The sequence below is a fragment of the Photobacterium gaetbulicola genome, assembly GCF_003025515.1.
Classification (GTDB): domain Bacteria; phylum Pseudomonadota; class Gammaproteobacteria; order Enterobacterales; family Vibrionaceae; genus Photobacterium; species Photobacterium gaetbulicola.
On sequence record NZ_PYME01000039.1, the window covers coordinates 1 to 13,160 of the forward strand.

Consider the following 13,160-nt stretch of genomic DNA (forward strand, 5'->3'; position numbering starts at 1 on the left):
CCCCCACTCATCAATCGGATACCTAACCCCCTCTGAATTTGCAGTACTAACACGTTCAGGGCTAAACAACAGCAATGTAACTGACATTACTAAAGAGGTGCTGGATTAGTTATTGGGGGCAGGTCACCAGCAACGTGCCAAGGAGACAGAAAAGTAAAATCACATAATGTTGCCCTGAAAAAGCAAAGCTATATAGAGGCCAATAGCGAGAAAGGGCGAACATACACCCAAGGGTGATCAAGACAATGACTGGTGGCGGCAAACGTAATTCCATTTAGTGTCTCCTGTTCAACAACCCAAACGAATCCCAGTGCTTGAGCCTATCTTTAGTGTAGAGCCAGTTTACCTGTAAGCGATAACCTAGCATTGCTCCCCCATCACAAAATGTTTAGAATCGCCGATCAATCCACTCTTTGATCGATACTTGGCTGCGCGCATGCAAAAACTCAAATACCTACAGGGCTACTCCGACCAACTTATTAGCCAAGTTAGTCAACTGGTTGAGAACGGTAACCTTAAGCGCTACCTGTTACGAAAATACCCGGAACAACATACGATCCAGTCAGAGAAAGCACTCTACGATTATGTGATTGAGCTGAAAAACCAGTACCTGAAAAAATCGTCTCCTATTAGCAAGGTGGCTTATGATGGTAAAATCCACATGGTCAACCATGCTTTGGGAATGCACAGTTTCGTCTCTCGCGTTCATGGCAACAAACTCAAAGCCAAAAATGAGATTCGGGTGTCGACTATTTTTAAGCAGGCACCATTACCCTTGTTGCGAATGATCGTGGTACATGAACTTGCCCATATCAAAGAAAAAGAACACAACAAAGCGTTCTACCAGCTATGCTGCCACATGGAATCAGACTACCACCAGCTCGAGCTGGATGCCCGCTTGCTGTTAACCCAGCTAGAAATTGACGGCCCACTGTACAACTAACGGTAAGCTTTATTTAATTTCTGGTATTTATTGCTCATTGGCCTAAAATACCCTGCTAACTACATTATTAGGTGTTTACATGAAAATTTGTGCTGTTGAGCTTCGTAGCAACGAGGCCGTCATTTGCCTTCTTACCAAGAGTAACGGTCTGTTCGATCTTCCAGAATGCCGTGCTCAAAAGTTCATCATGCAAGACTCAATGGACAATGAGCAAATGCGTAACTTCCAGCAGACTTTCAAAAAGCTTCTGGATGACTACCAAATTGACCGTGTTGTGATCCGTACGCGTGAAACTCGCGGTAAGTTTGCCGGCAGCGCAATTGGCTTCAAACTTGAAGCGGCGATCCAGCTGATTGACGGTGTTGAAGTGGACTTCATCACAAGCCAAGAGATCAAGCAAAAGCTGAAGCGCAACCCGCTAGCGATCGAATTCCGCGCGACCGGCCTGCGCCAGTTCCAAGAAGCTGCATTCATGACAGGCTATGCATACCTAGGTAAATAACACCGACGTATACATCGAAAAAGCCAGCGATGCTGGCTTTTTACTGGCGGTAGTTCTTCCTCTTCCTTAATTTATACAGCGTCAGGATTAGCAATGCACTGACGACGACAGAAACAACAACAAACACATAGATAAGTAAATTGGTACTCTTCATCCACCTCAATAAATGAAAAGCGCCAAAAAAGAGAAGAAAGTAACCACCGATCACGGTGAATAACTTGTAAAATTCGACCTCACTGACTTTCCTAAGCATCACTGATCGCTCCTATTGCTATATCCAAGCCACCTCAAAAAATCGGTCATTTGGAATACGTTACAAGTATGGTGCGTCCTGCCGGTTTTGCCTCACCCCTGAGTAAATACTTTATATCCAATCAGTTAAACTCGCTGTGATAGGTGCCTTCCAGATACAAAATCGAACAAATAGTCACCAATATACATAGTGTTAAATACGTGCTTTTACATTTCATGCTCTGTGCTCAGCCTCGCAGCTTTACTATTTCGGTTTACCTATACTGATCAACAAGGTAGCGCGATTTATCATTCTCTGGCTTCAATCACTTGCTTGAAAACAATAGGAACGGACTTCAGATGGATAAGGTGTACGATTATATCGTTGTCGGTGGGGGCATAGTTGGAGTATCAACAGCTTGGCAGCTCAAACAACGCTGTCCCAGTGCATCCATTATCGTCATCGAAAAAGAAGGCCAGCTCGCCTCGCATCAAACCGGCCATAACAGCGGAGTGATCCACGCAGGAGTCTACTATGAGCCAGGAAGCCTGAAAGCCACCCTGTGCAAAGCCGGGGAAAAAGCGACCAAAGCTTTTTGTATCGAACACCACATTCCCTTCGAACAATGTGGCAAGCTATTGGTGGCCACCGATACCGCCGAGCTGAAGCGGATGGAAGCCCTTTATGAACGTTGCCTGGCCAATGAAATTGAGGTGGTACACCTTAGCCAAGAACAGCTGAAGCAACAGGAACCCAATATCTCTGGCCTTGGAGCCATGCTGGTAAAAGCAACCGGCATTGTGGACTACAAGCAGATCACAACCAAGATGGCCGAATTATTTGTCCGACTCGGCGGTGAAATTACCAAACGCACTGAAGTCAAAGCGGTTGAAGAAAAACCGGATAGCGTTGTGATTGAGTGCAAGAGCGATGGTCAGCCTTTTCAGTTAAAAGGAAAATTCTTAATCAGTTGTGCTGGTTTGATGGCTGATAGGCTCACCCGGATGATGAATATCGATACCGACTTCCGAATTATCCCCTACCGAGGAGAATATTACCGCTTAGCCCCGCAGCACAACCATATCGTGAATCATTTAATTTACCCAATTCCCGATCCTGACTTGCCGTTTCTCGGTGTGCACCTCACCCGAATGATTGACGGCAGCGTTACTGTTGGCCCCAACGCTGTACAGGGTTGGAAGCGGGAAGGATACAGTAACATTAACTTCAGTATCAGAGACACGGTAGACATGCTGAGCTATGCCGGGTTCTGGAAAGTTACCTTTAACCACCTAAAGGCTGGCCTAGCTGAAACCAAAAACTCTTGGTGGAAACCTGGCTACCTCAAACTGGTGAATAAATACTGCCCGCAACTCACAACTGCTGATTTACAACCCTATCCAGCGGGGATCCGTGCTCAGGCAGTGCGAAGTGATGGCACCCTAGTCCATGATTTTCTCTTTGCTGAGAGTCCGCGCAGCCTTCATGTCTGCAATGCCCCCTCTCCAGCAGCGACTTCAGCAATCCCTATCGGCAGCTATATTTGTGACAAGGTACAAGCTGCATCCAATCCTGTTAATGTCGCTGCCCGGCAACGCCGCGATCCCGTATCGGCTTAACAAGGGCACAGCTTGGCCTATAACGCATTGTGGCGTTTGGCGCGCTGGCGAAGTAAGCTTCGAGCCAGATCTCTTTCGTATTCCGTGTGGGATTGATATCCCAGCACCTGCCATGAGTAATCGGCTTGGTAGCCATGCACGACAGTGGCTAGGAAATCGCGGCGAGTTTCGACAATCATTTTATTAATCATAGATTTAAGTTTGTTCATTGTAATAGCTCCTTGTTTGATTTGCTCAAACAATACGCCCCGACTCGCGAAAGGAATTATTAAAACTTATCAACTATTAGTACTATTCCTTCAAAGCATTCCCTTTAGGCCTTACTCCAGTACTATATTAATAAATAATGGTACTTTTCCTTTACTATCGAGCCCGATGTTTATGCAACAAGCGACTATCGAGAAAGTCATGCAGCGCCAAGGCTATTCATGGCGATACCGCAAGATTGAAGAGCGATACAAACACGACGAATGGCACTTCCACCAGGAATATGAATTAGTTATCCATCGCCATTTTCGGGGTAAGGGATTTATTGACCATTACGAAGGTGAGTTTGGCAATTATACTATGGTGTTGATTGGCCCCGGCTTGCCACATCGTTTTGTCGAAGTGCAAACAACAGCAAGCCCATTGTGTGAAACCCATGTTATCTGGTTCAGGAAAGAGTGGATCGCTAATATGATGTTCAGCTGTGTCGAAATGAGAAAACTCGAATCTTTGCTTAAGCGGGCCGAAAAAGGCATCGAGTTCTCTGAGAATACTTGCCGCCAAGTTCTGGCCTTATTGGAAGCTCTGCCTTCCCATTCGTCAATCGCCCAACTAGGTATTCTGCTCCAAGTACTTAGCGCCTTAGGCGGAGATAAAAGCAGTCGGACCTTGCTCTCCTATGCCCCGCAAAAAGAATACAATGCGGAGAAAGCAAGCCAAGAAAAGATCGAGAAGGTTTGCCAATACCTTGAAGAACACTTCAGCCAGGCCGTAACCTTGTCAGAGCTTGCAGCACATATGAACACTAGCGAAAGTAGCATTCACCGATTGTTTGCGGTTCACTTTAAGGAAAGTTTCAGCCAGTACTTAAAAAAGCTTCGCTTGAACCACGCAGCCGAGCTGCTCCAGACCACCAGCAAACCCATCGGCCTGATTGCAGAAAGCGTCGGCTACCGTAACCAGGTCAACTTCAACCGTCAATTCAAAGACTACAAGCAGATGACACCGCGCCAATACCGCAACAGCTACAAAATAAATGCTGCTGTTTGACGCACTGCAGAGCCAACAAACCCCGTACAAATCCTATTACGTTGGAAAAACCATAGTAATCGCCCCCGTATAACAAGCCGTGCGGCATTGGCCGCACCCATCGCAAGACTCATTGTCAACGGCTGGAACCTGCCCTTGCGCGATGGTAATAGCCTTATGCGGGCACTGTTCTGCACACAATTCGCAATATCCTGACAAGCGGTTGGCGCAGCGGGTCGAGAATTCAGGCCGCACTCCAATATCTGTTATCTGGGATGAAAGAGCCCGAGTTGGACACGCTTTCTGGCATTCGCCACACTGACTGCAATCATTATATTCAAGGTTTAACTGAGGTGATCCCCCCGGCCGCTCAATCACCTGTTGTGGACAAGCCTTTTCACAGGCGTCGCATGACTGGCAGACCTGAAGAAACAACGCCTCTTCAATAGCCCCCGGTGGACGAGGGACCGTGCGAACGACAGACGGCGCTTGCGCCTCTTTCTTTACGCGGTTTGCGCCGGAGAATAAGCCCCGTAGCAAACCGCGCCGGCTTACCGTGTAATGCTCCAGGCAAGCTTTGTAATATCGCTCGTCACGCTCGGCCATTAGAAATACACCTTTTTCTCTACCGCCGAAATAGCCAACGCCTCTGCGATATACGCAAGCCATTGCTCGGCCATACCGCCAAGCAGTCGGTACGACTGGGTGCTGGCATTGGCCTGCATCAGCTCAAGATAGCGGGGTGCCCACGGCAGCAAGTGATCAGACAGCAGTAACTTAATCGCTTCGCTATCTTCCGCCTCTGCCAGTTTTGACATAGCCATCAGCATCAGGCCGAATTGATCTTCAGGCTCACGCATCCCTGTATCTAGCGACATATCTTTATCGGCTAGGAAACGACGATAGTCGAGCGTCGTTGTACCAAAGATCACCTGCTCTTTGTCTAAATAGACCGAACCCCATGGCGGTGCTGGCATCACTTCACAGCCTTCAAATAACTTCTGGAAGTCCATCGCAAGCTCTTCTGCCCCATCCGCATTAACCGCCTGGAGCAACTCTGCAAACGGTGAGCCCTCTTGCTCGTCACTATCAGCAATCATCTGACAAACCTGTCGGTTCGTTTCGTGGGTCAGTGGATAGTAAAAAAAACTCCCCAGAATACGAGCGATGGTCGAAATATGCTCCATGGTCACAGTTACCTCCCAAAATTTATAACTAATGGTTCCGAATTTCATAATCAAAAGAGGAAGAACCACTTTAGTTTTCGATTCAACACTTTCGATAAAAGATAGCCGATGGCTAACACGGAAAATATGCTTTAGGACAAACTTTTATGGTTACACCAATATTCCATTACTATCGCAGTAATTCATTACTTCCTATTCTGTTAATACGCTTCCAATAATCGGCTAGACATTATTTTATTTACTCTCCATATATTCACCATACTGATTTGTAAGAAAAAATCACCACTTTCAAATTTGTATGATGAATATCACACTATTGGACATTTTATACTGCCATCGAATTAATCCGGACCGTTTATTGATAAAAAACAAAACTAAACCCGGATAGCCAATTGATTATCACGATAGAACGCTACCACCAAAGTAGTGTGGATAACTAAAATATAGAGAATGTCGTGCTATGAAAAAAAAGCTCAAACAGCTCCTCTCACCTGCATTCAGCCGTCGTGATTTCATGAAATCCACGTCTGCGGTAGGCGGGCTGGCAGCCGTTGCCGGTAGTATTACCCTACCTTTTAAATCATCTCCTGTTGCCGCGGCAACGACACCGTCCGAAGAAAAAATCGTCTGGAGTGCCTGTACCGTGAACTGCGGTAGTCGCTGTCCATTGCGGATGCATGTCGCTGACGGCGAAATCAAATGGGTTGAAACCGATAACACCGGTGATGACGAATACGGAAGCCATCAAGTCCGTGCCTGCTTGCGTGGCCGCTCTATGCGCCGCCGGGTATACAATCCTGACCGCCTAAAATACCCAATGAAGCGGGTTGGCAAACGTGGTGAAGGCAAATTCAAGCGTATCAGCTGGGAAGAAGCCTACGATGAAATCGCCAACAACCTTACCCGTATCCGCAAAGACTATGGTAGCGAAGCCGTATACCTAAACTATGGTACCGGTACGCTAGGTGGCACGGTTACCAAATCTTGGCCACCGGGCGGTACTTTGATTGCCCGCCTGATGAACCTGTCTGGCGGCTACCTAAATCACTATGGTGATTACTCAACCGCACAAATCGCAGCTGGCCTGAATTACACCTACGGCGGCTGGGCAAGCAACAACAGCTTCTCTGATTTGGAAAATACCAAGCTAATTGTCCAGTTTGGCAATAACCCGGCCGAAACCCGTATGTCTGGCGGAGGCTTGATCCACCACTTGATGGAGAGCAAAGCGCGTTCCAATGCCAAGATGATCATGATTGATCCGCGCTATAACGACACCGCAGGTGGCCGCGAAGATCAATGGATCCCAATTCGCCCCGGCACTGACACCGCATTGGTCGCCGCCATAGCCCATGTATTGATCACCGAAAACATGGTCGACCAGCCTTTCCTGGACAAATACTGTGTCGGTTACGATGAGAAAACACTGCCTGCCTCAGCCCCTGCCAACTCTGACTACAAGTCATACATTCTTGGCAAAGGCGAAGATGGCATAGAAAAAACACCAGCATGGGCATCGCCTATTACCGGTATTCCCGTCGATATTATCGTCAAACTGGCTCGCGAAATTGGCCAAGCCAAACCTTGTGCCATCTTCCAAGGCTGGGGGCTGCAGCGTACCGCCAACGGTGAAATCGCTTCCCGCGCAATTGCCATGCTGGCGCTGCTAACGGGTAACCTCGGGATCAACGGTGGTGGCTCGGGTGCCCGCGAATCTGACTACAATATCCCGTTTGTTCGCTTTCCGATCCCAGAAAACCCTGTTAAAACCTCTATCTCCATGTTCCTGTGGACCGACGCGATTGTGCGTGGACCTGAGATGACAGCCACCAAAGACGGTGTTCGGGGCAAAGACAAGCTCGATGTGCCAATCAAGTTCATCTGGAACTATGCGGGCAACTGCCTGATCAACCAGCATTCAGACATCAACCGTACCCATGACATCCTGCAGGACGACAAAGCCTGTGAAATGATCGTTGTGATTGACAACCACATGACCTCATCGGCCAAGTATGCCGATATCTTGCTGCCGGATTTGACTACCTCCGAGCAAGCCGACTTCTGTATGGATACCAAAGCTGCCAACATGCCTTACTTCATCTATGCCGACAAAGCCATCGAACCGCAATTCGAAGCGCGCGGCATTTATGAAATGTGTACTGAAATCGCCAAGCGGTTGGGTATCGAGAAAGAATTCACCGAAGGTCGCGATCAGCAAGGTTGGCTGGAGCACCTCTACAAGTTAACGAGAGAGAACGATCCATCATTGCCTGATTTCGAAACCGTCAGGAAACAAGGCATTGTGAAGCGCCGCGATCCAAACGGCCACTTCGTGGCTTACAAAGCCTTTAGGGATAACCCAGAGCAGAATCCACTTTCTACCCCATCGGGTAAAGTGGAAATCTATTCGGAACGCCTGGCCAACCTCGCTAAGGAATGGGAACTGCCTGAAGGTGACGTTATCCACCCGCTTCCAGTCCACGTATCAACCGCAGAAGGCTGGGATGATCCGAACCGCAGTAAGTATCCACTACAGCTAACGGGCTTCCACTACAAGGCACGCTGCCACTCGACGTATGGCAATGTCGACATTATCAAAGAAGCCGCACCGCAAGAGATGTGGATGAACCCAGTTGATGCTGAGCAACGCGGCGTCAAGAACGGCGACCTTATCCGTATCTTCAACGACCGCGGTGAAGTGCACATCAATGCCAAAGTCACCCCGCGCATGATGCCGGGTGTGGTTGCCCTTGGTGAAGGCGCTTGGTATGCCCCGGATGGCCAGAAGGTCGATCACGGCGGCTGTATCAATGTGTTGACCACCCAGCGCCCTAGTCCGCTGGCGAAAGGCAACCCGCAGCACACCAACTTGGTGGAAGTACAACTGGTGAATAAGGCATAAGGTTTAAACCATGAAACAATACGGTTTTTATATTGATTCAAGCAAATGCACCGGCTGTAAAACCTGTCAGCTGTCGTGCAAAGACAACAAAGATCTGGATGTCGGCGTCAACTATCGCCGCGTCTACGAGTACTCCGGCGGTAACTGGATTAAAGAAGGCGAAACCTTCCGACAGGATGTGTTCTCCTACTACCTCTCCATCGCCTGTAACCATTGCGACGAACCGGCCTGTGCCAAGGTCTGCCCATCGGGCGCCATGCACAAGCGCAAAGAAGACGGCCTGGTGGTGGTCAACGAAGATGTCTGCATCGGCTGCCAGTACTGTTCTATGGCCTGTCCTTACGGCGCTCCGCAATACGATGCCGACAAAGGCCATATGACCAAGTGTGACGGCTGCTACGAGCGTGTTGGCCAGGGCCTAGAGCCAATCTGTGTCGGCTCTTGTCCACTACGTGCATTGGAGTTCGGCCCTATTGACGAGCTCCGTAAGAAATACGGCACCAACGCTGATGTCGCACCACTGCCGTCGTCACTAAAGACCAAACCAAACATTGTCATTAAACCAAATCGTCATGCCCGCCCAACCGGCGATCGCAGCGGTTTCCTAGCAAACCCTAAGGAGGTATAAGATGGCTTGGCATGAATGGCCCCTGATCCTATTTACCGTGCTGGCACAAACTGCAGTTGGTGCTTATCTGCTGCTCGGTGGCGTAATTCTGAAAGGCAAGCTTTGCGTCGGCGCTAACTACCGCCTGAATCAAGCGATGTTCTTCCTCTGGGTACTGATGGGACTGGGTTTTGCCGCGTCGACCATGCATCTGGGTAGCCCACTGCGTGCTTTCAATGCCCTCAACCAGGTGGGTAGCTCTTGGCTATCCAATGAAATCTTCACTGGCAGCGTGTTCTTTGCTCTTGGTGGCGGTTACTGGTTGCTGGAGATGCTGGACAAAGGCAACGAAGCGCTGCGCAAGCTGTTGCTCGCTGCCGGTATGCTAGTGGGTATCGCCTTTATGTACTCCATGATCAAACTGTACCTGCTTGATACGGTACCGACCTGGAATACGGTTTATACCCCTATTGCCTTTGTGATGACGATGCTGACATCTGGCCTTATCTTTGGCCATCTGCTGCTAACTGGAGCCCAGCACAAAATGGCAGGCCTGGACCGTATTTTGCCATTTGTTGGCTCTTTGGCGGTTGCCATTAGCCTGACAGCCTTGGTCAGCCAGCTTATCGGGCTGGGGGATATTCAAACTTCGGTGACCACCGCTTCTGAGCTCATTCCTAACATGGCTCAATTACAGGTTATCCGTGTCGGTCTATTGCTTGGCGCACTCGCAGTGTGGTTTATCCCTAACCTGATGAACAGCCGGCCTGGCGTACCTGTGATGGTGGTGAGCTTTGGCTTGGTATTCCTCTCCGAGCTGGTTGGCCGCGGTATTTTCTACGGCCTTCACATGACGGTGGGCATATAATTACTGCTACTATTCGGCACTAAATAAAACGGGAGCCTTGGGCTCCTGTTTTATTTTCTGGGCAGAACAAAAAATTGTAAAGATTGTAAATGTCATTCTGATCTTTCACTTTTCACGCGTAATATCAATAAAAACTATTCTCATTTGTTATTAGATTGCATTTGTTGGCTATCTTTCCGCATCTAGATTTTTAAGGTTCGTTATGACTCGCTTTACCACCGCATTAAAATCCGCACTTCTCGTGGGAGCAATGACTCTCAATTTCCCGGCGCTAGCTGAATCAATTACCGTGAAGCACTCATTGGGTACGACAACCCTTGAGCAAACACCACAGCGCGTGGTGGTTGTCGGCGGCCATGGAAGCCTTGATACCCTGAACCGGCTAGGCATCGAGCCTGTTGGCGCAGTAACGACCATGCTGCCGGAATACCTTAGTGATTACAGTGAGAAAGCGACCCATATCGGTAGCATGAAAGAAGCCAACTTTGAGCAAATCTTCACCCTAAAGCCTGATGTGATCATTGCCGAAAGCCGTATGGTCGACGCCTATCCTACCCTGTCCCAAATAGCACCGACCGTCATGCACGTCGTCGAGAACGGCAGCTACTGGGAAGACACCAAGAACAACTGGCGTATGCTGGGCAAGATCTTCGACAAAGAAGCAGAAGCCGAGCAGTTGATTAAGGACACGGAAGCTGAGATGGCTGAAGTGCGCAAGCAAGTTCAGGAGAAAGGCCTGAAAACCCTGGCGGTAATGAACAGCGGTAACAACATTTCTATGTTCGGTGAAGTCAGTCGTTTCTCTGTGCTATTTGACGAGTTCGGTTTCAAGCCAGCCCGGGCTTCTGACAGCCAGAACCCGCACGGTAACCTGATCTCATTTGAATTTATTGCCGATGCGGCGCCTGATGTGCTGTTTATTCTGGATCGCGAAAGCGCGATTGGCCAGAGCTCGGGCAAAGCGCAACAGCTGTTTGATAACCCACTGATCAAGAGCACACCGGCATACAAGAACAACCGCGTTGTATTCCTTAACCCAAGTGCATGGTACCTCACCATCGCTGGTGCTAACGCTACAGAAATCATGATTGATGATGCACGTAAAGCGGTAACTTCAACTCAATAATGTATTTCAGCCCGGCAATAGCCGGGTTACTCTCATATGCCTAATAAAAAATTATTCTGGGCTGTACTGGCCCTCCTCCCAGTCGCGGTTATCTCAGTGTTCATTGGTGTAGCCAATATTAACCTGCACAGCTTGCTTGCCGGAGACGAGCACACCCTGTCGATTCTGTTTGCTAGCCGCCTGCCTCGCCTTTTAGCTATCTGCCTGGCCGGTGCGGGCTTAAGTGTCGCTGGTTTAATCATGCAGCAAGTCTGCCAGAATCGGTTTGCCTCCCCTTCCACAACCGGCACCATTGATTGTGCAATGCTCGGCTATGTCATGGGGATTGTCTTCTTTGCCGGAGCCAATCGTTGGATCAGCCTTGGGGTTATCCTGATTTTTGCGCTGATCGGTACTTTACTGTTTGTCCAATTCCTGCAGCGGTTACAGTTCAAAAATGCTGTCTTGGTACCGCTGATCGGCATTATGTATGGTAACGTCATCTCTGCAATGACCACCTTCATTGCCTACCGCTATGATCTGGTGCAGTCAATGTCGGCGTGGACAGTCGCCAACTTCGCATCAGTACTGCAAGGTAACTATGAGTTTCTCTACCTTGCCCTACCGGCTTGTATCGTTGCCTACTACTACGCGAGTCAATTCAGCGCTGCCAGCGTTGGGGAAAGCTTTGCCAAAAATATCGGGTTGGATTTTCAGAAAATTGTTTTTATCGGTGTATTGGTTGTCGCCATCCTCTCTTCGACTGTGGTTATGATCGTCGGGGTGATACCTTTCCTAGGGTTAATCGTCCCTAACCTGGTCGCTATTTTTATGGGGGACAACATGCACCGCAACCTACCATGGACTGCCTACTGGGGTGTGGTGATGGTATTGGCCTGCGATATTCTTGGCCGTTTAATTATCTTTCCGTATGAAATGCCAATTTCGATGATCATCAGTATCTTCGGCGGTGCGGTCTTTATTGCTCTGGTTCTGAAGGACAAATCCAATGCGTGACAGTATTAAAGTTTCCCTACTTGCGGTACTGGGAGTGCTCATTACTGCCTACTTCATTGGTCAAGGCCTCAATGCCCAAAACTATCAGTTTTTCCTTTCGCTTCGCTTGCCGAAAATTATGGCCATTGTACTGGCGGCCATCGCGATTTCGACTTCGTCGCTGGTATTCCAGACCATTACCAATAACCGGATCCTGACGCCTTCAATCCTCGGCTTCGATTCGCTCTACGTGATGATCCAGGTCATTATCGTGGTGATGTTCGGCAGCATGAGTGTGTGGTTTGCCGATGCGAAAATTAATTTCCTACTCACGACATTAATCATGAGCGGCTTTTCCATGTTGCTGTTCACCCTGTATTTTCGCCGGGCAAATAGCAACGTGTTCACCCTGCTGTTGATTGGCATTGTCTGCGGTAGCTTGTTCAGCAGCATTTCCAGCTTCTTTACCATGATTCTGGACCCGAACGAGTTCGCCAACCTGCAAAACACCATGTTTGCCAGCTTCAATAACGTCAATGGTGAGCTGGTTTACTGGTCGATGATACCGCTAGGTCTTTGTTTGGCATACCTGTACACGCTTTCCAATAAGCTCGATGTGTTCTGGCTGGGTACCGACAATGCCAAAAGCCTAGGGGTCGATACCCACAAGGTCACGATGCAGGTCATGATGGTGATCACCTTAATGGTGGCTATCTCAACCGCTTTGGTGGGGCCGGTACTGTTCTTCGGTCTGATCGTGGTCAGCTTGACCCGCCAGCTATTCCAGAGCTACCACCACCGCTTCTTGATGCTGGCAGCCAGCACCCTGTCGGTTGTGCTTCTGGTCGGTGGCCAATGGTTGATTGAAAAAGTCTTTGCCTTCGATACGACCATCAGTGTCATCATCAACTTTGTTGGTGGCAGCTACTTCCTCTTTCTTCTAATGCGTAACAAGTTTTGATT

At 48.9% G+C, this 13,160-nt stretch carries 15 protein-coding genes; 10 read left to right on the forward strand and 5 right to left on the reverse strand.

From position 1 onward, the window contains the following. Nucleotides 1-109: 109 nt before the first annotated feature. On the reverse strand, nt 110-274 hold the full coding sequence (locus C9J03_RS26800; protein ID WP_156149928.1) for a hypothetical protein: 165 nt from the start codon (nt 272-274) through the stop codon (nt 110-112). A gap of 162 nt (nt 275-436) precedes the next feature. On the opposite strand from C9J03_RS26800, the gene C9J03_RS23835 reads away from it, so the two are divergent. Together C9J03_RS23835 and C9J03_RS23840 are read left to right on the forward strand one after the other, a co-directional pair. Next, on the forward strand, nt 437-943 hold the full coding sequence (locus C9J03_RS23835; RefSeq protein ID WP_044621303.1) for a M48 metallopeptidase family protein: 507 nt from the start codon (nt 437-439) through the stop codon (nt 941-943). Between the two features lie 79 nt (nt 944-1,022). Continuing rightward, complete coding sequence (locus tag C9J03_RS23840) at nt 1,023-1,445, forward strand: DUF3010 family protein (RefSeq protein ID WP_039463909.1); 423 nt, start codon at nt 1,023-1,025, stop codon at nt 1,443-1,445. Nucleotides 1,446-1,485: 40 nt separating this feature from the next. Here C9J03_RS23840 and C9J03_RS23845 read toward each other — a convergent pair whose 3' ends face one another. Beyond that, entirely contained in the window at nt 1,486-1,701 is a 216-nt protein-coding gene (locus C9J03_RS23845; protein ID WP_146149108.1) for a hypothetical protein, read from the reverse strand. Nucleotides 1,702-2,036: 335 nt separating this feature from the next. On the opposite strand from C9J03_RS23845, the gene lhgO reads away from it, so the two are divergent. After that, nucleotides 2,037-3,296 (forward strand): L-2-hydroxyglutarate oxidase, encoded by a 1,260-nt coding sequence (gene lhgO / locus C9J03_RS23850; RefSeq protein ID WP_044621304.1) that lies wholly within the window; start codon nt 2,037-2,039, stop codon nt 3,294-3,296. Nucleotides 3,297-3,313: 17 nt separating this feature from the next. On the opposite strand, the gene C9J03_RS23855 is transcribed toward lhgO, so the two are convergent. Continuing rightward, on the reverse strand, nt 3,314-3,505 hold the full coding sequence (locus C9J03_RS23855) for a hypothetical protein (protein WP_044621305.1): 192 nt from the start codon (nt 3,503-3,505) through the stop codon (nt 3,314-3,316). Nucleotides 3,506-3,671: 166 nt separating this feature from the next. On the opposite strand from C9J03_RS23855, the gene C9J03_RS23860 reads away from it, so the two are divergent. Continuing rightward, a complete protein-coding gene (locus C9J03_RS23860) occupies nt 3,672-4,553 on the forward strand; it encodes an AraC family transcriptional regulator (protein WP_044621306.1) in 882 nt (293 codons plus the stop codon). Between the two features lie 36 nt (nt 4,554-4,589). On the opposite strand, the gene C9J03_RS23865 is transcribed toward C9J03_RS23860, so the two are convergent. Continuing rightward, nucleotides 4,590-5,138: a ferredoxin-type protein NapF gene (locus C9J03_RS23865; protein ID WP_082060485.1), complete on the reverse strand. Its 549-nt coding sequence runs from the start codon at nt 5,136-5,138 to the stop codon at nt 4,590-4,592. After that, a complete protein-coding gene (locus tag C9J03_RS23870; protein WP_044621307.1) occupies nt 5,138-5,719 on the reverse strand; it encodes a molecular chaperone TorD family protein in 582 nt (193 codons plus the stop codon). Before C9J03_RS23870 ends, C9J03_RS23865 begins: the two co-directional genes overlap by 1 nt. Before the next feature lie 460 nt (nt 5,720-6,179). Between C9J03_RS23870 and C9J03_RS23875 the strand changes: the two genes are divergently transcribed. From C9J03_RS23875 to C9J03_RS23900, 6 genes are all read left to right on the forward strand, one after another. Beyond that, entirely contained in the window at nt 6,180-8,621 is a 2,442-nt protein-coding gene (locus tag C9J03_RS23875; RefSeq protein WP_044621308.1) for a DmsA/YnfE/YnfF family dimethyl sulfoxide reductase, read from the forward strand. A 10-nt stretch (nt 8,622-8,631) separates the two neighbouring features. Further along, nucleotides 8,632-9,249 carry a DMSO/selenate family reductase complex B subunit gene (locus tag C9J03_RS23880; protein ID WP_044621309.1) on the forward strand — a complete coding sequence of 206 codons (618 nt, stop codon included), beginning with the start codon at nt 8,632-8,634 and terminating at the stop codon, nt 9,247-9,249. Nucleotide 9,250: 1 nt separating this feature from the next. Then, entirely contained in the window at nt 9,251-10,096 is an 846-nt protein-coding gene (locus C9J03_RS23885; RefSeq protein WP_044621310.1) for a DmsC/YnfH family molybdoenzyme membrane anchor subunit, read from the forward strand. Nucleotides 10,097-10,298: 202 nt separating this feature from the next. Next, nucleotides 10,299-11,222 (forward strand): siderophore ABC transporter substrate-binding protein, encoded by a 924-nt coding sequence (locus C9J03_RS23890; RefSeq protein ID WP_197078549.1) that lies wholly within the window; start codon nt 10,299-10,301, stop codon nt 11,220-11,222. A gap of 36 nt (nt 11,223-11,258) precedes the next feature. Then, a complete protein-coding gene (locus C9J03_RS23895) occupies nt 11,259-12,218 on the forward strand; it encodes an ABC transporter permease (RefSeq protein WP_044621311.1) in 960 nt (319 codons plus the stop codon). After that, nucleotides 12,211-13,158: an iron chelate uptake ABC transporter family permease subunit gene (locus tag C9J03_RS23900; protein ID WP_044621312.1), complete on the forward strand. Its 948-nt coding sequence runs from the start codon at nt 12,211-12,213 to the stop codon at nt 13,156-13,158. Before C9J03_RS23895 ends, C9J03_RS23900 begins: the two co-directional genes overlap by 8 nt. Nucleotides 13,159-13,160 lie beyond the last annotated feature (2 nt).